The following is a 22667-nucleotide window of genomic DNA, read 5'->3' as shown; positions in this document are numbered from 1 at the left end:
GCCTCCGACACGGCCAAGGACGGCAACCGGGCCGGGTCGCTGTGGAGCGGGGGTCGTGACCGACACCGGCTCCACAGCGACCGAGAACGGCCTACGGGGTGAGCCGGTGCAGGTCGCGCGGGAAGGCGGTCACCTCCCGGACGTTGGCCGCGCCGGTCAGCCGGGCCACGAAGCGCTCCAGCCCGATGGCGAAACCGCCGTGCGGCGGCATCCCGTGCCGGAACGCGTCGACGTAGCCGGCGTACGGCTCGACGGGCTCGCCGCGGGCCGCGAGCGCCGCCAGGTAGTCGGCGTGCCGGTGCAGCCGCTGCCCGCCCGTCACCAGCTCCAGCCCCCGGAACAGCAGGTCGAACCCGTTGGAGTACGCGGGCCGCGCCGGGTCGGGATGGGTGTAGAAGGGCCGCTTCGCCATCGGGTAGCCGGTGACGAAGAGGAACTCGGAGCCGTGCTCCCGCCGCGCCCACTCCCCCAGCGCCCGCTCGTGCGCCGGGGCGAGGTCCGGCTCGTCGGCCGGCGCGCCGGCGATCTCCAGGGCCTCGGTGAAGTGCACGGCGGGGATCTCCGCCGGCACCTCGGGGGCCTCGACGCCGAGCGTGGCGAGCGCGGAGCCGGCCCGCCCGCGTACCGCGTCGAGCATGCCGGACACCGTGTGCCGCAGCACGGCCATCACGTCCCGGTGGTCGGTGACGAAGCCGAGTTCGGCGTCGAGCGAGGTGTACTGCGCGAGGTGCCGCACCGTGTCGTGCGGCTCCGCCCGGAACACCGGCCCGACCTCGTAGACCCGCTCGAAGACGCCGACCATGAGCTGCTTGTAGAACTGCGGCGACTGGGCCAGGTACGCGGGCCGGCCGAACCAGTCCAGCGCGAACACGTTCGCCCCGCTCTCGGTGGACGAGCCGACCACCTTCGGCGTGTGGATCTCCACGAAGTCGCGGGCGTCGAGCGCGGCGCGGAAGCCGGCCACCGCCGCCGCCGAGACGCGCAGCGCCGCCGAACGGGTCGGGTGGCGCAGCGCCACGGGCGCGTGGTCGAGCTGGGTGGGCAGGCTCGCGGTCAGCGCCGGCCGGTAGAGGTCGAACGGCGGCGGCACGGCGGGCGGGCCGAGCGGTCGTACGGTCGGCTCGGCGACCTCGACCCCGGCGGGAGCGGTCGGGTTCGCGACCACCGTGCCGGTGACCTCGACGACGGTCTCCTCGGTCAGTTTCTCCAGGTCGGCGCGGACGGCCGGGTCGGCGACCACCACCTGGGCGAGGCCGGCGGCGTCCCGGACGATCAGGAACGCCACCGACTTGAGCAGCCGGCGGCGGTGCACCCAGCCGGCGATCCGGACGGTTGCGCCGACATGGGCGGAGAGCTGGTGGGAAAGGATGCGTTGCACGGCGGTTACCTCCTCGATCAATCGCAACGCGATCCCCGGGAGGTGTGGGCGAGCGGGAGCCTCGCGGTGCCACCACACCTTCGCCCCCGCTGACGGGGGCCTCGTTTCGTCGCCTTTTCACCGGGGCCAGCCGGGCGGGCTCTACTTGGCGCGGTTAGGAAGGGACCCTTCCTCTACCGGAGGCGTTAAGAAGGTGCCCTTCCTTGCATGCCGTTCTTCCCGCAGCTCGGGAGGGTCTTCGCGGTCCGGCGCCAGACCGCCTCACAGCAACCGGCGGCTCTCTCGACTGGCGGATCGGGCCGCTACTCGGCTCCGTCACAGCTCTGCGGGGAACCGTAGCACCCCGCCGACGCCTGCTGTGACGCGATTTTCCCGCCTCCGGTGTCCGGCGTCACAAGGCTTCCGGCGTGACGCCGGTCGCCCGCGGTACATCGACGGCGACCGTCGGGCGTAGGCTCGGTTTTGTGACGATCGAGCACTCCGCGCCGACGACCAGCCAGGTAGCGCGCACCGCGACGCCCGCCCCCGAGGGGCGGCGTCTGCTCCGCATCGAGGCGCGCAACGCCGAGACGCCGATCGAGCGCAAACCGCCGTGGATCAAGGTCAAGGCCAAGATGGGACCGGAGTACACCCAGCTGCGCGGGCTCGTCTCGCGCGAGGGGCTGCACACCGTCTGCCAGGAGGCCGGCTGCCCCAACATCTACGAGTGCTGGGAGGACCGGGAGGCCACCTTCCTCATCGGTGGCGACCAGTGCACCCGGCGCTGCGACTTCTGCCAGATCGACACCGGCAAGCCGGCCGAGTTCGACGCCGACGAGCCGCGCCGGGTGGCCGAGTCGGTGGTCTCGATGGGCCTGCGCTACGCGACCATCACCGGCGTGGCCCGCGACGACCTGCCCGACGGCGGCGCCTGGCTCTACGCCGAGACCGTCCGGCAGATCCACGCCCTCCAGCCCGGCTGCGGCGTGGAGCTGCTGATCCCCGACTTCAACGCGGTCCCCGAGCAGCTCGCCGAGGTCTTCGGCGCCCGCCCGGAGGTGCTCGCGCACAACGTGGAGACCGTGCCGCGGATCTTCAAGCGGATCCGGCCGGCGTTCCGCTACGAACGCTCGCTGGACGTGATCCGGCAGGCCCGCGCCGACGGGCTGGTCACCAAGTCCAACCTGATCCTGGGCATGGGCGAGGAACGCGCCGAGGTCTCCCAGGCGCTGCGCGACCTGCACGACGCCGGCTGCGAGCTGATCACCATCACGCAGTACCTGCGCCCCTCCCCGCGGCACCACCCGGTCACCCGCTGGGTCAAGCCGGAGGAGTTCGTCGAGCTGCGCGAGGAGGCCGAGGAGATCGGCTTCGCGGGCGTGATGAGCGGGCCGCTGGTGCGCTCGTCGTACCGGGCCGGCCGGCTCTACCGGCAGGCGCTGGAGGCCCGCGAGGGCACCCAGGTCACGGGCTGACCCACCCCGGCCGACACGCCGGCACGGCCCGCACGCGCGACGAGCTTCCGCCCCTCGGGCGCCCCTCGATCGAGGGTCAGCGGGGGGCGGTGGGCTCGCCGAGCAGGCCGAGGCGGTGGGCCAGCGCGGCGGCCTCCACGCGGTTGCTCACGCCGAGCTTGGCGATGATCCGGGAGACGTGCACGCTGGCCGTCTTCGGCGAGATGAAGAGCTGCTCGGCGATCCGGCTGTTGCTGTGCCCCTCCGCGACCAGGCGCAACACCTCCCGCTCGCGCAGGGTGAGCAGATCCGCGCCGGGGCGGCCCCGGGTGGCCCCGCGCAGGCCGACCCGGCGGGCCAGCGTGGCGGCCTGCTCCCCGAGCGGCACCGCGCCGAGCCGGTCGGCGATCGCAGCGGCCTCGCCCACCGCCGCCGCCACCTCGTCCCGCTCCCCCGCCGCGGCCGCCGCCTCGGCGAGCGCCAGCAGCGCGCGTCCGAGCGGGTACGGCTGCCCGTCCGCCCGCCACGCCGCGACCGCCGCCCGCCACGCCGCCAGCGCCGGGCCGCCGGCCGCCAGGAGGGCGCCCACCTGGGCGGCGTGCGCCCGCTCGGCCGGGCAGCGGGCCGGCAGGCCGGCGGCCAGCGCGGACACCGCGGCGGCCAGCTCGGGGTCGCCGGCCCGGACGGCCGTGCGGGCGACGGCGCTGAGCACCGGCCACCCCTCGCGGGGCAGCTGCGGCAGGCGCTCGTCGGCCAGCGCCGCGTGGGCCGCGCGTACGGCCTCGGCGCGGTCGTCGGCCGCCAGCGCCGCCTCGATCCGCAGCTCCCGCAGCGGCAGCCGGTGGTTCGGCCACAGGTAGGGCCGGGCCAGGAAGCCGAGGGCGCGGCCCACCAGCTCGTCCGCGGCGGGGTGGCCCTGGGCCAGCCGCAGGCCGGCGCGGAGCTGGAGCCAGTGCAGGCCCGAGACGCCCGGCAGGTCGATCCGGGCGGCGTCCGCGCAGGCGGCGTCGGCCTCGTCCCAGCGGCCCAGGGCGATCAGCGCCTCGGCCTGGTTCGACAGCAGGTAGGCGCCGGTGGAGCGGCTGATGCCGACCCGCCGCGCCTCGGTCACCCCGGCGGCGGCCGCGTCGGCCGACTCGGCGTACCGGCCCAGCTCGAAGAGCACGTCGGAGAGGTGGACCAGGGCGCTCACCAGCGCCGGCGCGTTCCCGGCCGCGCGGGCCCGTTCCGCCACCCGGCGCAGCTCGGCCAGGCCGAGGTCGACCGAGGCCGCGGTACGGCAGATCAGCACGATCCGGGCCGGCAGCAGCCCCAGGTCCTCGCCGAGCGCCTCGGCCGCCGCCGTCGCCTCGGCCGCGAGCGCGCCGGCCTGCTCGGGGTCGATCCTGATCAGGTGCGCCGCGATGTCGGTGAGGAGCCGGACCCGCTCCGGCCCGTCCGGCACCCCCGAGGCCAGCCGGTACGCCTCCCGCAGCTCCGTCGTGCCGTCGCTCGTGCCGAGCATGGCCAGCATCCGGCCGCGCCGGTCCAGCAGCCGCGCGGCGCGCAGCGGCTCGGCGTCGGTGTCCACCTCGGTTAGGGCGGCCCGGGTGAGGGTGAGCGCGCGCTGGTAGTCGCCGGCGGTGGTGGCCGCCGCGATGGTCTCCTCCAACACCGCGAGGTGGTCCATGTCGAGCCGGTCGGCCGCGTCGGGCACCAGCTCCCACAGCTCCAGCACCCGCTCCAGCAGCCGGCTCTGCTCCGCGTACGCGTACCGGTCGGCTGCGGCGCGGGCGGCGGTGCGGGCGGTCACCAGGGCGCGGGGGTGGTCGTGGGCGGCGTACCAGTGGTGGGCGATCTCGGCCGGGGCACGACCGGCGACGACCAGGTGCGGCTGCGCCTCGATGGCCGCCGCGAAGCGGGCGTGCAGCCGGGCGTGCTCACCGGGCAGCAGCTCGTCGTGCACCGCCTCGCGGACCAGGGCGTGCCGGAACTCGTAGTCGCCCTCCGGGTCGGCCACGACGAGCTGGGCGGCGACGGTGGCGCGCAGCGCGTCCTCCAGCTCGGGCTCGGGCAGCCCGGCCACCTCGGCGATGAGCTGGTGGGCGAAGCGGGTGCCGCCGGCGGCCGCGATGCGCAGCACCCGCTGGGCCGGGTCGGGCAGCCGGTCCACCCGGGCCAGCAGCAGGTCGCGCAGCGTCTCGGGCAGCGCGGCACAGCCGACCGGGCCGCCGGCCGCAGCCAGTTCCTCGATGAAGAACGGGTTGCCCTGGGTGCGGTCGTGGATGTGGTCGACCGCCCGGGCGAGCGGCTCGGCGCCGAGCAGGTCGGCCAGGATCGCGCCGGTGCCGTCCCGGTCGAGGCGGCCCAGCTCGATCCGTTCGACGCCGCGGGCCCGGTCCAGCTCGGCGAGGAAGGGCCGCAGCGGGTGCCCGCGGTGCAGCTCGTCGGTGCGGTAGGTGCAGACCAGCAGCAGCCGGGCGGTGCGGGCGGCCCGCACCAGGAAGGCGATGAGGTCGCGGGTGGACCGGTCGGCCCAGTGCAGGTCCTCGATCACCAGCACCAGGGGCTGCCCGGCGGCGAGCCGCTCGAACAGCTCGGCGACCAGGTCGAACAGGTAGCCGCGCGGGGCGTCCGAGACCGGCGCCGGGGCGGGCGCGGCGACACCGACCGGCCCCCGGGCCAGCTCCGGCAGGAGGCGGGCGAACTCCGCCTCGTACCCGTCGAAGACGCCGGGGCCGTCGCGGCGCAGCACCGCGCGCAGCGCCGCCGCGAACGGCGCGAAGGGCAGGCCGGCCTCGCCGAGTTCGAGGCACTGGCCGACCAGCAGGCGGGCCCCGGCGTCGGTGGCCGACCGGCCGAACTCCTCCGCCAGCCGGGTCTTGCCCACCCCCGCCTCGCCGCCGACCAGCACGGTGGTCGGCTCGCCGGCGCGGGCCCGGGCGAGGGCGTCGCGCAGGGCCGCGAGTTCCGGCTGTCGGCCCACGAGGACGGTGCTGGCGGCGCGTGCGGTCACGGCACCGAGCATGCCACGCCCCTCGCCGCCCTCGATTCCGCTGACCGGCCGGCCGGCGACCGACGGACCGGCCGTCGCCGGAGCGGGCTGCCCGGAGGGCGGCGGAGCGGGCCCGCCGGACGGCGCGGGCCGCAGCGGCGCGCCGGCCCCCGCCGGGCCAGTGGCGGTCCCCTGGAGGAGGGTGGCAGCCCTCGACGGGTCGGTGGCGGCCCTCGACGGGTCGGTGGCAGCCCCCGGCGGCACGGTGGCAGCCCCCGACGGCACCGTGGGGGCCGCCGGGGGCGCGGGGGCGCTCACCGGCGGACGTCGCCGGTGCGGCCCGGATGCTGCCACCGGCCGAGCCAGCCGCGCGTGGAGCGGCGTGGCAGGGCGCGGGCGAGCCGGTCGGCCGCGGCCTCGGCGCGCAGCTCGGCGACGTGCGTACGGTGGATGGAGAGGATGAAGTCCGCGTCGGTGCCGAACATCTCGGGCTCCCTGAGGTCGTCGTCGCTGTCGACTCTGACTCTCCGCGCGAAGGTGTCCCCGGGGCATGGGTGCGCCGCCTGATCTTCGCCCGCTCCCCCGCCTTACTCCCCACCGCTGGGGGCGGTACGGCGGCGTAAGGTACTCAGCCGGCCGCGGGTAATCGCGGCGTGCGGCGACCACTAGACTCAGCGGCATGGCAAAGCCCCAGGAGAAGGTCTCGTTCGGCCAGCGGCTGAAGCAGATCGGGATGGTGTTCAAGTTCACCGCCAAGCAGGACAGGTGGTTCGCGCCGCTGGCCGCCGGCGCGGTACTGATCCCGCTCGCGCTCACCGTGGTCGCGGTCCTGCTCTGGGGCTGGATCTGGCTGCCGCTGGGCATCCTGTTCGCCCTGCTCTGCCTGCTGATCGTGCTCAACCTGCGGTCCAACCGGGCGATGATGAACGCCGCCGAGGGGCAGCCGGGCGCGGCGGCCCAGATCATGGAGAGCATGCGCGGCGACTGGCGGGTCACCCCGGCCGTCAGCTCCACCACCCAGATGGACATGGTCCACCTGGTCATCGGCCGGCCCGGCGTGATCCTGCTGGCGGAGGGCAACCCGCAGCGGGTGCGCGGCCTGCTCGGCCAGGAGAAGCGACGGCTGGCCAAGGTCATCGGCAACGCACCGCTGCACGACTACGTGATCGGGCAGGAGGAGGGCCAGCTGCCGGTCCGCAAGTTGCGGATGACCCTGATGCGGCTGCCGCGCACGCTCAGTGGCAAGGACGTCAACTCCCTCGACAAGCGGCTCAAGGCGCTCACCGCCCGCCCGCAGATGCCCAAGGGCGCGATCCCGAAGAACATGCGGCCCCCGCGCGGCGCGTTCCGCCAGTCGCGCGGTCGCTGACCACCGGGACGTACGCAACGAGAGCCGGGCCCTGTCGGGCCCGGCTCTCGCGTCTCTCTCCCCACGCGTCTCTCCCCCCGCGCGTCTCGCTCCCCCGCGCTGCCCGCTCTTCGGCGATCTTGCGGTTTCGGCCCCACCTCTGCCGCTTATGCCCCGTTCGTCCGGGCAGGAAGTGCAAGATCGCGGGAGGGAGGAGGGACGGGGGGTCAGGGGCGGGGGGCGTCGGTGACGACCGAGCCCGCGAGGCGGTCGTGCAGGCCGCGGCGGTGGTTGTCCATCAGCAGGGCCGGCACGACGAGGGCGAGCAGCACGCCGCGCAGCAGCGCCCGGACGAGGCCGAGGCGCCCGCCGTCGGCCCAGGCGACGCAGCGGATCTTCGTGATGAACATGCCCGGCGTCTGGGCGAACAGCCCGAGGAAGAAGCCGTACTCCAGGATCAACACCAGCACGGGCGCCCACCCGTCGCGGACCGGGTCGGCGAAGCCTCGGGCGGCCAGGAGGCAGAGCACCCAGTCGATCACCAGCGCGCCGAAGCGGCGGCCCAGGCTGGGCGGGGTGAAGGTGGGATCGGACGCGGGCGGCACGGGGCGGTCAGGCGGGTTGCTCACAACGGTCAAGGGTATCCAGGGCATACGGGCGGCTCGGGGACGGCCGCCGGCACCCCGGGCGCAAAAAGGGACCAAAGCGAGCAAGTGTCAATACACTGGCACAGCCGGTGACGTTCCGTCGCCCGCTCACCCCGCCCGAGCGGCGCGGATGACGCTCCGCGAGGGACGTAACACGGCAGAAACACTCAAGACATGGCCGGGCAACCCCCCGGCCATAGCGTCGCCAAGAGCCCAGCCACCCGTGGACGTGCCAGGAGGACGTGTGTTCGCCAATCCCGAGGAACTCCTGCGATACCTCAAGAACGAGGACGTGAAGTTCGTCGACGTACGTTTCTGTGACCTGCCCGGCGTGATGCAGCACTTCAACCTGCCGGTCGAGTCCGTCGACGACGAATTCTTCACCGAGGGCCTGGCCTTCGACGGTTCGTCGATCCGCGGTTTCCAGGCGATCCACGAGTCGGACATGCTCCTGCTCCCGGACGTCGCCACCGCCTTCATCGACCCCTTCCGGGCGCAGAAGACCCTCGCGCTCAACTTCTTCATCCACGACCCGTTCACCCGCGAGGCCTACAGCCGGGACCCGCGCAACGTGGCGAAGAAGGCCGAGGCGTACCTGGCGGCCAGCGGCATCGCCGACACCGCCTACTTCGGCGCGGAGGCGGAGTTCTACATCTTCGACTCCATCCGCCACGAGACCTCGGCGCACCAGTCGTTCTACTACATCGACTCGATCGAGGGCGCCTGGAACTCCGGCCGCGAGGAGCCGGGCGGCAACCGCGGCTACAAGACCCCGTACAAGGGCGGCTACTTCCCGGTGCCGCCGGTGGACCACTACGCCGACCTGCGCGACAGCATCGTGCGCCGGCTGGTCGACACCGGGTTCACCGTGGAGCGCTCGCACCACGAGGTGGGCACCGCCGGCCAGTCCGAGATCAACTACCGGTTCTCGACCCTGCTGCACGCGGCCGACCAACTCCAGCTCTTCAAGTACATCGTGAAGAACGAGGCGTGGGCCAACGGCAAGACCGCCACCTTCATGCCGAAGCCGCTCTTCGGCGACAACGGCTCCGGCATGCACACCCACCAGAGCCTGTGGCTGAACGGCGAGCCGCTGTTCTACGACGAGACCGGCTACGCCGGCCTGTCGGACATGGCCCGCTGGTACATCGGCGGCCTGCTGCACCACGCCCCGTCGCTGCTGGCCTTCACCAACCCGACGGTCAACTCGTACCGCCGGCTGGTGCCGGGCTTCGAGGCGCCGGTCAACCTGGTCTACTCGCAGCGCAACCGCTCTGCCTGCACCCGCATCCCGGTGACCGGCAGCAACCGGAAGGCCAAGCGCGTCGAGTTCCGCGTGCCGGACCCGTCGGCCAACGTCTACCTGGCCTTCTCGGCGATGATGATGGCCGGCCTGGACGGCATCAAGAGCAAAATCGAGCCGCCGGCGCCGATCGACAAGGACCTGTACGACCTGCCGCCGGAGGAGTGGGGCGACGTCAAGCAGGTGCCGGGCTCGCTGCCCGAGGTGCTCGACGCGCTGGAGGCCGACCACGACTACCTGCTCGACGGCGGCGTCTTCACGCCCGACCTGATCTCCACCTGGGTCGACTGGAAGCGGACCAACGAGGTCGACCCGGTGCGCCTGCGCCCGACCCCGCACGAGTTCGCCATGTACTTCGACTGCTGACCCACTTGCTCCATCAGCACCGGCTGGGCCGGCTCCGCGACTCGCGGGGCCGGCCCAGCCGCGTAACGGACACCGCTATACCTTCGTGTCCGTTATATTGTGAGGCGTGGACACTCCGCTGCGCGAACCCACCTTCCTGATCCTCACCGCGCTGGCCGGCGAGCCGATGCACGGCTACGGCCTGATCGGCGAGGTCGCCGCCCTCTCCGACGGGCGCGTGGCGCTGCGGCCGGGCACCCTCTACGGCGCGCTCGACCGACTGGTCGACGCCGGCCTGGTGGAGGTCGACCGGGAGCAGGTGGTGGACGGCCGGCTGCGCCGCTACTACCGCCTCTCCCCCACCGGCGACGCCACCCTCGCCGCCGAGACCGAGCGCCTGCGCCGCAACGTGGAGGCCGCCACCGCCCGGCTGCGCGCCCGCGCGGCGACGACCCGCCAGACGGCGCCGCGCGTCGCGGGAGGGCTGGCATGACGGACCTGGAGCGCCGCTACCTGCGCCTGCTGCTCGCCTATCCCGCCGACTACCGGCGGACGCGCGGCGCCGAGATCGTCGGCACGTACCTCGACCTGGCCGGGCCGGGCCGGCGCTGGCCATCCCCGGCCGACGCCGCCGACCTGCTGCGCGGCGGCCTCCGCCAGCGGCTGCGGGCCGCCGGGGCCGCCGGCCTGATCCCGGGCGTACGCCTCGCCGCCGTCCTCGCCTTCCTCACCGCGACCGCCTTGGCGGCTGTCTGGTCGGTGCTGGAGCTGGACCCGCCGATGGCGGAGTGGGGCGTGCCAAGCGCAGGGCCGTTCGTCTCGCTCGGGATCGGGGTGTGGGCCGCCTGGCTGCTCGCCGCGGCGGTGCACGTGCTGGTACCGGGCCCGTGGACCCGCCGCGCCGTGACCCTCGCCCTGCTGCTCACCGTCGCGGTCGTGCCGGTCGCGGCCCTCGCCGGCCTGCCCCGCCCGCCGCTGTTCGTGCTGCTGCCGCAGGTCGGGCTGGGGCTGGTGGCGCTCGGCCTCCCAGAGCGGCCACCCATGCCGGTCCGGGCGGCGCCCCTGCTCGCCGTCGCCGCCGCCGGCCTCGCGGGTGTCAACCTGCTAGCCAGCTACGACTTCTACATCAGCTACTACGGCCGGACGGCGAGCCAGATCCTGCCCGGCGCCGCCGTGGTGCTGCTCGTGGTGGTGGTGCTGCTCGGGACGGGGCTCGCCCTGCGGGCCGACCACAGGGGCGGCTGGGCACTGTTGGTGCTGCTGACCCCGGTGGGCCTGCTCTCCGTGCATCCGCTGGCCGGAGCGGTGGACGGCAACCTGCGCGGGGCGCCTACCCCCGGATGGGCTGCTCTCGCCGCGACGGCCGTCGTGGTCGGCCTGGCCGGCCCCGCGCTGCTGCCGCTGGCGATCGCCCTGCGCAAGCGTGTGCGGGCACCCGGGCCGGTCGGAATTGGCGCCCGCTGCCCGACATGCGGGCGGACCGCCGAGCGGGTCCCGTAGAACCAGCCGCAGCGGCACCTGCGCGGTCGGTGGAACGCCATGGCTGTCACCGGAGGTTCTTGGCAGCCATGGCGTTCCACTCGCCGCGGCCGACCCGCGACGGCAAGTGGCGTCGCGTCAGCCGTGGCGCGCGGCACGGGCCCGGCGCAGCCGGAGCAGGCTCCAGACCGCCAGCGCGACGACCAGCGCGGTCATCGCCAGCGCGCCCGGGGCCTTGGCGAACCGGGCCAGGTTGGCGCCGTCGGGCAGAGTGAGGAAGGCCGCCGCCGCGCAGGGCAGCACGAACCAGGTGGTCCGGGTCGCGGCGACCGCGAGCAGGGCCAGCGGCCAGGTGGCGTACCAGGGGTGGAAGACCGGGGCGAGGAGGACCGTGGCGGCCAGCGCCAGCCCCGCGCCGAGCAGGGTCACCCGGGGGCGGACAGCGGCCAGGCGGGCCACCCGCTGCTGGACGTCGTTCAGCCCGCGCAACTGCGACCAGGCCCGCCACCACAGCGCCACCACGAGCACGGCGAGCAGCAGCAGCGCCACCGCGCGGGTCACCGGCACCGCGGCCGGGTCCCGGCCGACGAGCCCGCCCGCGTAGTCGACGACGAAGCCCACCGCCGTCGGCGGGGACGTCCACTGCTCGGAGTCGCCGCTGCGGGTCAGCCCGCGTATCCAGCCCAGCCCGAGGCCGGACAGCAGGGAGGCGACCGCCACCGCGCCGAGCGCCCCGCCGGCCAGCCAGCCGGCGTCGCGCAGCAGTGCCCGGACGGTGTAGCGGCCCAGCACCGCGGCCAGCGCCGCGAAGGGGAGCACCACCACGGCGGTGGCCTTCACCGTCACCGCCAGCCCGAGCAGCGCCCCGGCCACCAGCAGCGGCTTCGGCCTGCCCGGCCGGCGGACCAGCACCAGCAGGCCCAGCAACAGCAGGCCGAGCATCACCGCGTCGTTGTGCGCGCCGGCCACCAGGTGCACCCCGACCAGCGGGCAGCCCAGCACCAGCCAGGCCGCCCGGTGGGTGGGCACGCCGGCCGCCCGGGCCAGCCCCGGCAGGCAGAGGGCGGCCAGCAGCAGCCCGGCGACGGAGACCAGCCGGAGCGCCACGACCGTACCCACCAGGCCGCCGCCGAGGGTCACGGCGAGCGCGGCGAGCAGCACGAAGAACGGCCCGTACGGCGCGGGCGTGTCCCGCCAGATCGACGCGACCGACTCCACCCAGGGACAGCCGGCCTCGGCCACCCCCGTCGCGTACGGGTCGACGCCGTGCGCGTACGCCCAGCCCTGGCAGGCGTACGAGTAGACGTCCCGGCTGCCCAGCGGCGGCGTGACCAGCAGCGGCAGCGCCCACAGCCCGGCGGTCAGGTACGCCCACCGTGTCGACGGCGCGCCCCGGAGCAGCGCCCACCAGGCGCCGACCAGCAGGGCCGTGCCGACCAGCCAGGCGCCCAGCACCAGCGGCCCGGTGTCCGACCGCCACCGGTCTGCCGGGGTGACGTCCAGCGGGATCGACGGCAGTGCCCCGCCCAGCCAGCCGGCGACGGCCAGCAGCACCGCCCCGGCCAGGCCGGCGTACCGGGCCAGGCGGGCGGCGCCCGGCGTCGGCGGGATGTCGGGCGGGGCGGGCCGCGGGGTGTTGGGCGGGGCGGGCCGCGGAAAGCCGGGAGTGGTCACCGGCGTCCTCTCCTCAGTCCACGGCGGCCGGCCGGCGGGCCGCCCGAGCCGACCGTACCAAGCGGACGGCCACCACGATCACCAACAGCGTCATCAGCGGGGCACCGACCGTCTTGCTGTACCGGGCCAGCCCGGTGCCGTCCGGCAGGACCAGGAACGCCGAGCCGATTGCGACGACCGCGAACCAGCCGGTGCGCCGCGACGTGGCCGCGAGCACGGCCAGCGGCCACGTCCAGTACCAGGGGTGGAACAGCGGGGCGAGCGCGACGGTGGCGGCCAGCGCCAGGCCGGCGTGCCACAGCGGCTCCCGGGTGCGGGCCCGCCACCACAGCCAGATCAGCACCAGCGCGAGCACGGCCATCCCGATCCCCCGGGTGGCCGGCAGCGGGTCGCCGTGCCAGCCGAACGGCGCGGCGAGGTAGGCGACGGTCTGCCCCACCGCCGTCGGCGGCGAGGTCCAGGCGATCACCAGGCCGCCCTGCTCCAGCCCGGTGACCCAGCCGAAGCCCAGGCCGGTGGCGAGGGTCGCGCCGACGACCGCCGCGAGCGCCCCGCCGACCACCCACCCGCCGTCGCGGAACAGCGCCCTGATCGAGTACGCCCCGACGATCGCGGCGAGCGCCGCGAACGGCACCACCACCAGCGCGGTGATCTTGACGGCGGCGGCGAGGCCGAGCAGCGCTCCCCCGGCCAGCAGCGGACCGGGGCGACCCGGCCGGGCCGCCACCACCGCCAGCCCGGCCACGAGCAGCCCGACCATCAGCGCGTCGTTGTGCGCCCCCGAGACCAGGTGCACCCCGATCAGCGGCGAGCCCAGCGCCAGCCAGACCGCCCGGCCGGCCGGCACGCCGCAGCGCCGGGCCAGCACCGGCAGGCAGGCCGCGGTCAGCCCCACCCCGGCCACCGCGAGCAGCCGGAACAGCACGATGCTGCCGTACAGCGACCCGGTCGCCTCCACCACCGCTCCGGCGAGCAGCACGAACAGCGGCCCGTATGGGGCCGACGTGTCCCGCCAGATGTAGGAGATGGTGTCCAGCCACGGGCAGGGCAGCGCCGAGACGCCCTGCTCGTACGGGTTGATCCCGGCGGAGTAGCTGGCGCCCTGGCAGGCGTACGCGTAGACGTCCCGGCTGCCCAGCGGCGGCGCGACCAGCAGCGGCAGCAGCCAGAGCCCGACGGTGACCAGGGCCCAGCGGGTCGACGGCACCCGGCCGCGCAGCGCCCACCAGGCGTACGCCATCAGCCCGGTGCCGACCGCCCAGGCGGCGATGATCAGCGGGCCGTGCGGACCCTGCCAGATGCTGACCGGGGTCGGGCGCAGATCGCCGTCGGGCAGCGCTCCGCCGAGGAACGCGGCCACGGCGAGCAGCGTCGAGCCGGCCAGGCCGATCCAGCGCGCGAGGTGGTGAGGCACGCCGGACATGCTGCCAGTACGGTGGTCGCGGTACGGAGGTGGGCATGCGGCGCAGTCGGGTGGTGGCGGTGGCCGCCGCGTCCGCCGTACTCCTCGGCGTGACGTGTCTCGCCCTCCCGCCGACCGGTTCCGACCTCGCCGCGCAGGTCGCCCGGGCCGACTTCTTCGCCGCCCACGGCCTCGCCCCGGTCGACCTGCGGTGGTACGGCGGGGTCCAGCAGTTCGGCTACAGCCTGGTCTCCCAGCCGGTGATGGCGCTGCTCGGGGTGCGGGTCACCGGCGCGCTGGCGCTGGTGGCGGCGGCGACGGCGTTCGCGGCGCTGCTGGTGCGCACCGGGGTGCCCCGCCCGCTGCTCGGCAGCCTGGTCGGGGTGGTCACCATCGCCGGCAACCTGGTCTCGGGCCGGGTGACGTACGGCCTCGGGGTGGCCTTCGGCCTCGGCGCGCTGCTCGCCCTCACCCTCCCCCGCGGCCCGGCCGCACCGGCCGACTCCGCCCCGGCCGCACCGGCCGACTCCGCTCCGGCCGCACCGGCCGACTCCGGCCCGGACCGGCGGGCGCGGCGCCGGCAGCTCGCGCGGCTCGGGCTGGCGGTCGCCGGGGCGCTGCTGGCCTCGGCGACGAGCCCGGTGGCGGGCCTCTTCGTCGGCCTGGCCGGCACGGCGCTGCTGCTCACCCGCCGGTACGCCGACGGCCTGGCGCTCGGCGTCGCCGCCGCGCTGCCGCTCGGGGTGACCGCGCTGCTCTTCGGCGACGGCGGCTGGATGAACATCAGCCGCACCGACACGCTGCGCGCCGTGCTGACCAGCCTGCTGGTCGCCGCGCTGGTGGCGTACCGGCCGGTGCGCGTGGGTGCGCTGCTCTCGGCGGCCGGGGTGCTGGCGGCGGCGCTGGCACACACCCCGGTCGGGCTGAACGCCACCCGGCTGGCCGTCATGTTCGCCCTTCCGCTGCTGGCCGCCGCCGCCCGCCCCCCGGCCCGGCTGACGCGGTGGTGGGCCCGACGCGGCCGGGGCGGGGCGCGGGGGCGGGGCGCGGCCCGGGGCCGCGTCGCGCTGGCCGCGCTGCTGGCGGCGGTGTGCTGGTGGCAGCCGCCGGTGCCCCCCGCCGACCTGCGCAGCGTCGACGACCCGACCGGCCGGGCCGCGTACTTCGCGCCGCTGCGGGAGTTCCTCGACGGGCAGCGGCTCACCGGCCGGGTCGAGGTGCCGCCGACCCGCAACTACTGGGAAGCGGCGAGGCTGGGCGAGGTGCCGCTGGCCCGGGGCTGGCTGCGGCAGGCCGACATCGACCGGAACCCCCTGTTCTTCACCACCGTCCCGGGCGCGGCCGGCACCGGGGTGCCGCTGACCGCCGCGAGCTACCGGGACTGGCTGGCCGAGAACGCGGTGCAGTTCGTCGCGGTGCCGGACGCCCCGCTGTCGTGGGTGGGGCGGGCCGAGGCCGAGCTGGTCACGGGCGGCCTGCCCTATCTCACGCCCGTCTGGTCCGGCCCGCACTGGCGGGTCTGGGCGGTCGCCGAGCCGACCCCGATCGTCGGCGCGCCGGCCGACCTCGTCGCACGGGACGGCGCCTCGGTGACCTTCCAGGCGCCGGCCGCCGGCACGGTGCCGGTCCGGGTGCGGCACAGCCGCTGGCTGACCGCCTCCGGCGGCGCAACCGTCGCCGCCGACGGCGACTGGACCGCGGTGACCGTGCCGCGCGCCGGGACGTACCGCCTCGGCAGCTGACCGAGGCCTCTCCCGTCTTTTTGCCACCTCAGCAACGTTCCTTGCTCCCTCCGCCGGCGACGCGCACGATCGGCGCGACAGGTCACCGAGGGCAGCGCACAGGAGGACGGGACGTGCACCACGAGACGACGGCCGGCGACCCCCGGCAGGGCCACCATCATCACCACCACCAGCATGACGCTCCGGCGGCGCCGGTGGTCGCCCCGCGGCCGCACCCGGACGTGGACGACGAGACCGCGCGGTTCTGGGAGGAGCTCTACCAGCGGCGCGACCGGGTCTGGAGCGGCCGGGCGAACCCGGTCCTGGTCGAGGTCGCCGGGGCGCTGCCGGCCGGCACCGTGCTGGACCTCGGCTGCGGTGAGGGCGGCGACGCGATCTGGCTGGCCGGGCAGGGCTGGCGGGTGACCGCGGTCGACGTCGCCGAGACCGCTCTCGCCAGGGCGGCCGAGGAGGCGTCCGCCGCCGGGGTCGCCTCCCGCATCGAGTTCCGCCGGCACGACCTCACCCGGACCTTTCCGCCGGGCTCGTTCGACCTGGTCTCCGCCCAGTTCCTCCAGTCGCCGCTGGAGTTTCCCCGGGCACGGCTGCTCCAGTCGGCGGCCCGGGCCGTGGCCCCCGGCGGCCGGCTGCTCGTCGTCGAGCACGGCGAGGTCCCGCCGTGGGGGCGGGCCAACCACCCGGACGTGCGCTTCCCCACCCCGCAGGAGACCTTCGCGTCGCTCGACCTCGACCCTGACCGGTGGCACACCGAGCGGCTCGACGCGTCGCGCCGCCAGGGCACCGGCCCGGACGGCGAGATCGGGACCCTGGTCGACAACGTGGTGCTGGTCCGCCGCACGCGGTAGCCCCGGCGGCGGCCGGAACACCCCGGCCGGGCCCAGCCGGCTCAGCCGTCGAGGACCCGTTCCATCGCCGCGCGGGAGCGGCGGCCGGTGCGCAGGTACTCGTCGAGGAACTCGCCGGGATCGTCCCGGCCGAGCAGCCGGACCACCCCGGCCAGCTCGACGCCGTGCCGGGGCAACTGGTCGCCCGCCCGGCCCCGGACCAGCATGAGCGCGTTGCGGACCTGCGCGGCCAGTGTCCAGCCGGCCGCCATCTCGGCGGCGTCCGTCGGGTCGACCAGGCCCGCGTCCCGGGCCGCCGCGAGGGCGTCGAGCGTACGCGTGCCGCGCAGCGCCGGGACCGTCCCGCCGTGCCGGAGCTGGAGCAACTGCACCGCCCACTCGACGTCGGCGAGGCCGCCCCGCCCGAGCTTGGTGTGGGTGGCCGGGTCGGCGCCCCGGGGCAGCCGCTCGTGCTCCACCCGCGCCTTGATCCGCCGGATCTCCACCACCTGCTCGCGGGTCAGCCCGTCGGCCGGGTAGCGGACCGGGTCGACCATCGCCTCGAACTCCGCGCCGAGGTCGGCGTCGCCGCAGACGAACCGGGCGCGCAGCAGCGCCTGTGCCTCCCACACCTTCGACCAGCGGGCGTAGTACTGCGCGTACGCGGCGAGGCTGCGCACGAGCGGGCCCTGCCGGCCCTCCGGGCGCAGGTCGGCGTCCACGCCCAGCGGCGGGTCGGGCGCGGGCATGCCGAGCAGCCGGCGCAGTTCCTCGGCGATCGCGTGGGCGGCGGCGCTCGCCGCGCCGGCCGCGTTCCCGCCCGCCGGAGGGTCGTAGACGAAGAGCACGTCGGCGTCGGAGAGATAGTTCGACTCGTACCCGCCCAGCCGGCCCATGCCGATCACGGCGAAGCGCAGCCCCGGCATGGGCGGCTGGGCTGCCCGGGCGGCCCGCAGCGCCGCGGCCAGGGTGGCGTCGGTGACGTCGGCGAGCGCCGTGCCCACGGCGGTGACGTCGGCGAGGCCGAGCGCGGCCCGCCCGCCGTCGGGCCGGGGCGGCGACGGGGCCAGCGAGCCGGCCCGGCTCAGCAGGTCGGCGCAGGCGATGCGGACCAGCTCCCGGCGGCGCAGCGCGCGGATCGCCCGGGTGGCCTCGACGGGGTCGGCGTGCCGGGCCGCGGCGGCGGCGAAGCCCTCGCAGAGCACCCCCCTCGGCCGGGGGGCCAGCTCGCTCTCCTCGGCCAGCATCCGCAGCGCCTCCGGCTCGCGGGCCAGCAGGTCGGCGGCGTAGCGGGAGGAGGAGAGCACCCGGGCCAGCCGGCGGGCCACCGGCCCGGAGTCGCGCAGCAGGCGCAGGTACCAGGGCGTGCTGCCGAGCTTGTCGGAGACCTGCCGGTAGTTGAGCAGGCCGCGGTCCGGCTCGGGGGCGTCGGCGAACTCGCTGAGCAGCACCGGCAGCAGGGTGCGCTGGATGGCCGCCGTGCGGCTCACCCCGCCGGTGAGGGCCTGGAGGTGCCGCAGCGCCCCGGCGGGGTCGGCGAAGCCGAGGATCTCCAGCCGGTGCCGGGCAGCCTCCGGGGTCAGCCGCAGCCCGTCGGCCGGCACCCGGGCCACCGACTCCAGCAGCGGCCGGTAGAGCAGCTTGGCGTGCAGCCGGCGTACCTCGGTGGCGTGGGTGACCCACTCGGCGCGGAACTCCTCGACGGCGCTGCGGCCCGGCGTGGCCGCGTAGCCCAGCGCGGCGGCCAGCCAGCGCAGCGCGGCCGGCTCCGTCGGCACGGTGTGGGTGCGGCGCAGCCCCTGGAGCTGGAGGCGGTGCTCGACGCCGCGCAGGAAGCGGTAGCCACGCAGCAGCGCCTCCCCGTCGGCCCGGCCTACGTAGCCGCCGGCGACGAGCGCGCGCAGCGCCGGGACGGTGCCGGGCGCCCGCAGCGACTCGTCGCCCCGGCCGTGCACCAGTTGCAGCAGCTGGACGGCGAACTCGATGTCGCGCAGCCCGCCCGGGCCGCGCTTGATCTCGCGCTCCAGCTCCTTCGGCGGGACGTTGTCGATGATCTTCCGCCGCATGGCGCGGACGTCCTCGACCGCCTCGGGGCGCTCGGCGGCCCGCCACACCAGCGGGGCGAGCTGGTCGATCCACTCCCGGCCCAGCGCCAGGTCGCCGGCCGCCGGCCGGGCCTTGAGCAGCGCCTGGAACTCCCAGGTCCGCGCCCAGCGCCGGTAGTAGGCGAGGTGGCTGGCCAGGGTGCGCACCAGCGGGCCACGGTTGCCCTCGGGCCGCAGGGCGGCGTCGACCGGCCAGGCGACCAGCCCGCAGACGTGGATCAGCCGGGTGGCGACCGTGGTGGCCGCGGCGAGGTCGTCGTCCTCGGCGGCCACGAAGATCACATCGACGTCGGAGACGTAGTTCAGCTCGTCGCCGCCACACTTGCCCATCGCCACGACGGCGAGCCGGGGCCGGGGCGTGCCCTCCGGCAGCTCGCCGACGGCGATCTCGTACGCCGCCGCGAGGGTCGCGTCGGCCAGCGCGGAGAGCGCGGCCATGGTCTGCTCCAGGCCCCGGCCGCCGGTCAGGTCGGCCGCCGCGATCCGCAGCAGCGCCAGCCGGTACGCCCTGCGCAGCACCGCGACCGGCTGCCCGTCGCCGGACAGGTCGAGCCGGCCCTCCGCGGTCGGCGCGAGCCCGTCCGGGGCGGTCCGCAGGGCCGGCCACTGGTCCGGGTTGGCGACCAGATGGTCGCCCAGCGCCGAGGAGGCGCCGAGGACGGCGATCAGCCGGCGGCGCAGCCCCGGGTCGTCCGCGAGCGCCTCCAGCAGCGCCGAGCCGGCGGCTGCCGGACCGGCGGCCCGGCGCTCGGCCTCGACGATGCGGTGCAGCTGACGCAGCGCCAGGTCCGGATCGGCGGCCCCGGAGAGCGCGGCGAGCAGCTCCGCCGCACGGTCGTCGGTCGGCTCCTGCACGTCCGGCCGCCACAGGCCCAGCCCGTCGGGGCCGAGCAGGTCGGCGGCGCGGGTGGCGCCGTCGCCGCCGACGATGCCGAACCCGTAGCGGGCGAGCCGTCCCGCGGCGCTCGTCGGCCGGCTCATCACTGCCCGAGCAGCGGCAGGCTGCGGCGGGACGTGTCGTCGCCCAGCTCGCCGAGGGCCAGCGCGGCGAACCGGGCGGCGAACGGCTGCCAGACCTCCTCGACGTCGACCATCACCGCGTGGCAGGCCGCCACCACCAGGTCCGGGTCGTAGCCCAGCTCGGCCAGCAGCGCCGAGTCGGTGGCCCAGTCGGCGATCATCGCGGTGTCGCACTCGATGTGGAACTGCAAGCCCCAGGCCCGGTCGCCGAGGCGGAACGCCTGGTGCGGGTAGCGGGTGGAGGCGGCCAGCAGGGTGGCGCCCCGGGGCAGCTCGGTGATCTCGTCGGAGTGCCACTGGAGCACGTCGGGGATCAGCGGGACGTAGCGGAACAGCGGGTCGGCGTCGGCGGCGTCCCGCTTGCCGACCACGCCGGGCCCGACCTCCGGCCCGGACGCGCTGCGCTCGACCTCGCCGGCGTGGGCGGTGGCCAACAGCTGCGCGCCCAGGCAGATGCCGAGGGTGGGCACCCGGTGCCGGACGGCCTTGCGGAGCATCCCCTCGACGGCCGGGAACCAGGGCGCGCCCGGCGAGCCGTCGGGCAGCGGATACGCCTGCTGCTCACCGCCCAGCACCACCAGCGCGGAGTATCCCTCCAGGTCGGCGGGGAGCTGGTCGCCGGCGTGCGCGCGCACCACCCACAGGTCGAGACCCGCCTCGGTCAGCCACTCGCCGAGCCGGCGGACGTCGTCGGTCGGGTCGTTCTCGATCACCAACGCGGTAGCCACGACGTCGAGGCTAGCCGGTGCCCCCGGCGGGCCCGGAACGCCTCCACCGGGCGCGGCGGGACGGGCCGCCGGTACGTGGCCCGGTGTCACGCGCACGCGACTAGGCTCTGCCGCTGTGCCCGACCACACCTCACCCGAGCAGCCCGCCGTCGTACGACCGCCGGTGCTGCGCCCCGGCGACACGGTGATGCTGGTGTCGCCGTCGGGGCCGACCCGGCCCGAGCGGGTGGCCCGGGGCATCGAGCTGCTCACCGGCTGGGGGCTGCGGCCGAAGCTGGCGCCGAACGTCTACGCCCGGCAGGGCTACCTGGCCGGCGCGGACGAGCTGCGCGCCGCCGACCTGAACGCGGCGTTCGCCGACCCCGAGGTGCGGGGGGTGATCTGCACGCGGGGCGGGTACGGCGCGCAGCGGATCGTCGACGCGATCGACATGGCCGCCGTACGCCGGGACCCGAAGGTGGTCGCCGGGTTCTCGGACATCACCGCGCTGCAGTTGGCGCTGTGGCGGGGCGCCCGGCTGGCCGGCGTGCACGGCCCCGGGGCGGCCTGGCTGGACGAGCGCACCCCGCTGCGTTCGGCCGAGTCGCTGCACGCCGCCCTGATGACCACCGAGCCGGTGACGGTGACGGCCGTCGCCGAGGAGGAGACGTTCCCGGTGCGGGTGCCCGGGCGGGCCACGGGCCCGCTGCTGGGCGGCAACCTCTGCCTGATCGTGGCGTCGCTGGGCACCCCGGACATGCCGGACCTGACCGGGGCGATCCTGTTGGTCGAGGACGTGCAGGAGCCGCCGTACAAGGTGGACCGGATGCTCACCCAGCTGCGCCGGGCCGGCGCGCTGGACGGGCTGGCCGGGGTGGCGGTCGGTCAGTTCACCGGCTGCGCGGACGGCTGGTCGACCAGCGTCGCCGACGTGCTCTCCGAGCGCCTCGGCGACCTCGGCGTCCCGGTCCTCGGCGGCCTGCCCGTCGGCCACGGCGTCGGCCAACTCACCGTCCCGGTCGGCACCGACGCCACCCTCGACACCACCACCGCCACCCTCAAGGTCTCCCCCGCCGTCCGCTGACCCCTCCCGGGCCCGCACCCACCCCTCCCCCACCACCCCCGGCCCAGCCCGGGTTGATCATGAGGTTGTTGGTGCGAAATGCCGGAATCGGCGCCAATAACTTCATGATCAACGCGGAGACCCGGAGACCAACGGGGGTGGGTGGGGGTTAGGGGGTGAGGTGGGCTAGGGCGCCGGCTTCCAGGGCGGCCCAGACCGCGCCGTCGGGGGCGACCGTGATGCCGTGCGGCTCGGCGGCCGGGGTCGAAAGGTCGTGGGTGACGATCGTGCCGTCCGGGGCGACATGGCCGATCCGGTTGCCGCCCCACTCGGTGAACCAGCAGCCGCCGGCCGGGTCGGCGACGATCGCGTGCGGCCGGGCGGCCCGATCCGGCAGCGGGTACTCGTCGATCCGCCCGTCCGGGGTGATCCGGCCGAGCTGGCCGGCGCCGATCTCGACGAACCAGAGCGCCCCGTCGACGCCGGCGGTGATGCCGACCGGCGCGGCCCCCTCGGTCGGCAGCGCGTGCAGGGTCACCGCGCCGGCCATGTCGATCCGGCCCACCGCGTTCGCCCGGTTGAGCGTGAACCAGACGGCCTCGTCCGGGCCGGCGGCGACCATCGAGGCGAAGCCGCCGCTCACCGGCAGCGGGAACTGGGTCACCTCCCCGTCGGTGGTGACGCGGCCAATCGCGTCGGCGGTCATCGCCGCGTACCAGAGGGCACCGTCGGGACCGGCGGCGATGCCGCAGGGGCCGCTTCCGGGCGGGAGCGCGACGGCGCTCTGCTCCCCGTCGGTGGTGATCCGGCCGATCCGGTCGTCGCCGGAGCGGGTGAACCAGAGGGCGCCGTCGGGGCCCGGCGTGACGATCAGCGGCCGGCTGTCAGCCGCCACCGGCCAGGTGCGCAGGTCGCCGTCCGCGCCCACCCGGGCGACCGCGCCGGCGTGGACCAGCGTCAGCCAGAGCGCGCCGTCGGGGCCGACGGTGATGCCGTACGGGCCGGCGTCCGCCCCGGTGAGCGGCACTTCCCGGATCTTCGCTGACGCCACGAGGGCCACCTTCCGTCGTTGCTCCGCCCCGGTGGGCCTGCCAACCGCCAACCCTGACCGCCGGCGCGCGCCGCGGCAACCCGTTTGTCCGGCTCGACGGGCGGATTGCCAGCTCGCTGACAGGTTCACCACGGCTTTCCTCCAGCCGGGATGGTCACCTTCGGTGAGGTCA

The 22667-nt window shown here is 75.8% G+C and carries 17 protein-coding genes; 8 read left to right on the top strand and 9 right to left on the bottom strand.

Features of this window, described 5'->3' with window-relative positions; translation table 11 throughout:
* Positions 1 to 91: 91 nt before the first annotated feature.
* On the bottom strand, positions 92 to 1378 hold the full coding sequence (aspS, locus tag ACGF5C_RS11050; protein WP_393299619.1) for an aspartate--tRNA(Asn) ligase: 1287 nt from the start codon (positions 1376 to 1378) through the stop codon (positions 92 to 94).
* A gap of 407 nt (positions 1379 to 1785) precedes the next feature.
* Between aspS and lipA the strand changes: the two genes are divergently transcribed.
* Entirely contained in the window at positions 1786 to 2832 is a 1047-nt protein-coding gene (lipA, locus tag ACGF5C_RS11045) for a lipoyl synthase (protein WP_393299616.1), read from the top strand.
* 76 nt (positions 2833 to 2908) lie between these two features.
* Here the strand turns inward: lipA and ACGF5C_RS11040 are convergent, their stop codons facing one another.
* A complete protein-coding gene (locus ACGF5C_RS11040; RefSeq protein ID WP_393299613.1) occupies positions 2909 to 5806 on the bottom strand; it encodes an AAA family ATPase in 2898 nt (965 codons plus the stop codon).
* A gap of 293 nt (positions 5807 to 6099) precedes the next feature.
* Positions 6100 to 6270 (bottom strand): hypothetical protein, encoded by a 171-nt coding sequence (locus tag ACGF5C_RS11035; protein WP_393299610.1) that lies wholly within the window; start codon positions 6268 to 6270, stop codon positions 6100 to 6102.
* 194 nt (positions 6271 to 6464) lie between these two features.
* On the opposite strand from ACGF5C_RS11035, the gene ACGF5C_RS11030 reads away from it, so the two are divergent.
* Positions 6465 to 7154, top strand: a complete 690-nt coding sequence (locus ACGF5C_RS11030) for a DUF4191 domain-containing protein (RefSeq protein ID WP_393299607.1) — start codon at positions 6465 to 6467, stop codon at positions 7152 to 7154.
* Positions 7155 to 7360: 206 nt separating this feature from the next.
* Here the strand turns inward: ACGF5C_RS11030 and ACGF5C_RS11025 are convergent, their stop codons facing one another.
* Entirely contained in the window at positions 7361 to 7786 is a 426-nt protein-coding gene (locus ACGF5C_RS11025; RefSeq protein ID WP_393299604.1) for an RDD family protein, read from the bottom strand.
* Between the two features lie 238 nt (positions 7787 to 8024).
* On the opposite strand from ACGF5C_RS11025, the gene glnA reads away from it, so the two are divergent.
* From glnA to ACGF5C_RS11010, 3 genes are all read left to right on the top strand, one after another.
* On the top strand, positions 8025 to 9449 hold the full coding sequence (glnA, locus tag ACGF5C_RS11020) for a type I glutamate--ammonia ligase (RefSeq protein WP_393299601.1): 1425 nt from the start codon (positions 8025 to 8027) through the stop codon (positions 9447 to 9449).
* Between the two features lie 106 nt (positions 9450 to 9555).
* Complete coding sequence (locus tag ACGF5C_RS11015; protein WP_393299598.1) at positions 9556 to 9921, top strand: PadR family transcriptional regulator; 366 nt, start codon at positions 9556 to 9558, stop codon at positions 9919 to 9921.
* Positions 9918 to 10928 (top strand): hypothetical protein, encoded by a 1011-nt coding sequence (locus ACGF5C_RS11010; protein WP_393299596.1) that lies wholly within the window; start codon positions 9918 to 9920, stop codon positions 10926 to 10928. Before ACGF5C_RS11015 ends, ACGF5C_RS11010 begins: the two co-directional genes overlap by 4 nt.
* A 117-nt stretch (positions 10929 to 11045) precedes the next feature.
* On the opposite strand, the gene mptB (ACGF5C_RS11005) is transcribed toward ACGF5C_RS11010, so the two are convergent.
* Positions 11046 to 12518 (bottom strand): polyprenol phosphomannose-dependent alpha 1,6 mannosyltransferase MptB, encoded by a 1473-nt coding sequence (mptB, locus tag ACGF5C_RS11005; protein ID WP_393299839.1) that lies wholly within the window; start codon positions 12516 to 12518, stop codon positions 11046 to 11048.
* A gap of 76 nt (positions 12519 to 12594) precedes the next feature.
* Entirely contained in the window at positions 12595 to 13995 is a 1401-nt protein-coding gene (gene mptB / locus ACGF5C_RS11000; RefSeq protein ID WP_393299593.1) for a polyprenol phosphomannose-dependent alpha 1,6 mannosyltransferase MptB, read from the bottom strand.
* Positions 13996 to 14039: 44 nt separating this feature from the next.
* On the opposite strand from mptB (ACGF5C_RS11000), the gene ACGF5C_RS10995 reads away from it, so the two are divergent.
* Together ACGF5C_RS10995 and ACGF5C_RS10990 are read left to right on the top strand one after the other, a co-directional pair.
* On the top strand, positions 14040 to 15725 hold the full coding sequence (locus ACGF5C_RS10995; protein ID WP_393299590.1) for a hypothetical protein: 1686 nt from the start codon (positions 14040 to 14042) through the stop codon (positions 15723 to 15725).
* Positions 15726 to 15838: 113 nt separating this feature from the next.
* A complete protein-coding gene (locus ACGF5C_RS10990) occupies positions 15839 to 16570 on the top strand; it encodes a class I SAM-dependent methyltransferase (RefSeq protein WP_393299587.1) in 732 nt (243 codons plus the stop codon).
* 41 nt (positions 16571 to 16611) lie between these two features.
* On the opposite strand, the gene ACGF5C_RS10985 is transcribed toward ACGF5C_RS10990, so the two are convergent.
* Positions 16612 to 19635, bottom strand: coding sequence for a bifunctional [glutamine synthetase] adenylyltransferase/[glutamine synthetase]-adenylyl-L-tyrosine phosphorylase (locus ACGF5C_RS10985; protein WP_393299585.1), 3024 nt, complete (start codon positions 19633 to 19635; stop codon positions 16612 to 16614).
* The gene (locus ACGF5C_RS10980; protein ID WP_393299582.1) at positions 19635 to 20402 is read right to left on the bottom strand and encodes a type 1 glutamine amidotransferase; all 768 of its coding nucleotides are present in this window, start codon (positions 20400 to 20402) and stop codon (positions 19635 to 19637) included. Before ACGF5C_RS10980 ends, ACGF5C_RS10985 begins: the two co-directional genes overlap by 1 nt.
* A 187-nt stretch (positions 20403 to 20589) precedes the next feature.
* Between ACGF5C_RS10980 and ACGF5C_RS10975 the strand changes: the two genes are divergently transcribed.
* A complete protein-coding gene (locus tag ACGF5C_RS10975) occupies positions 20590 to 21465 on the top strand; it encodes an LD-carboxypeptidase (protein WP_393299836.1) in 876 nt (291 codons plus the stop codon).
* 148 nt (positions 21466 to 21613) lie between these two features.
* On the opposite strand, the gene ACGF5C_RS10970 is transcribed toward ACGF5C_RS10975, so the two are convergent.
* Positions 21614 to 22495 (bottom strand): virginiamycin B lyase, encoded by an 882-nt coding sequence (locus ACGF5C_RS10970; RefSeq protein WP_393299579.1) that lies wholly within the window; start codon positions 22493 to 22495, stop codon positions 21614 to 21616.
* Positions 22496 to 22667 lie beyond the last annotated feature (172 nt).

The sequence above is a fragment of the Micromonospora sp. NPDC047620 genome (assembly GCF_043205005.1).
Taxonomy (GTDB): domain Bacteria; phylum Actinomycetota; class Actinomycetes; order Mycobacteriales; family Micromonosporaceae; genus Micromonospora.
This window is presented reverse-complemented; position numbering and strand designations above follow the sequence as displayed.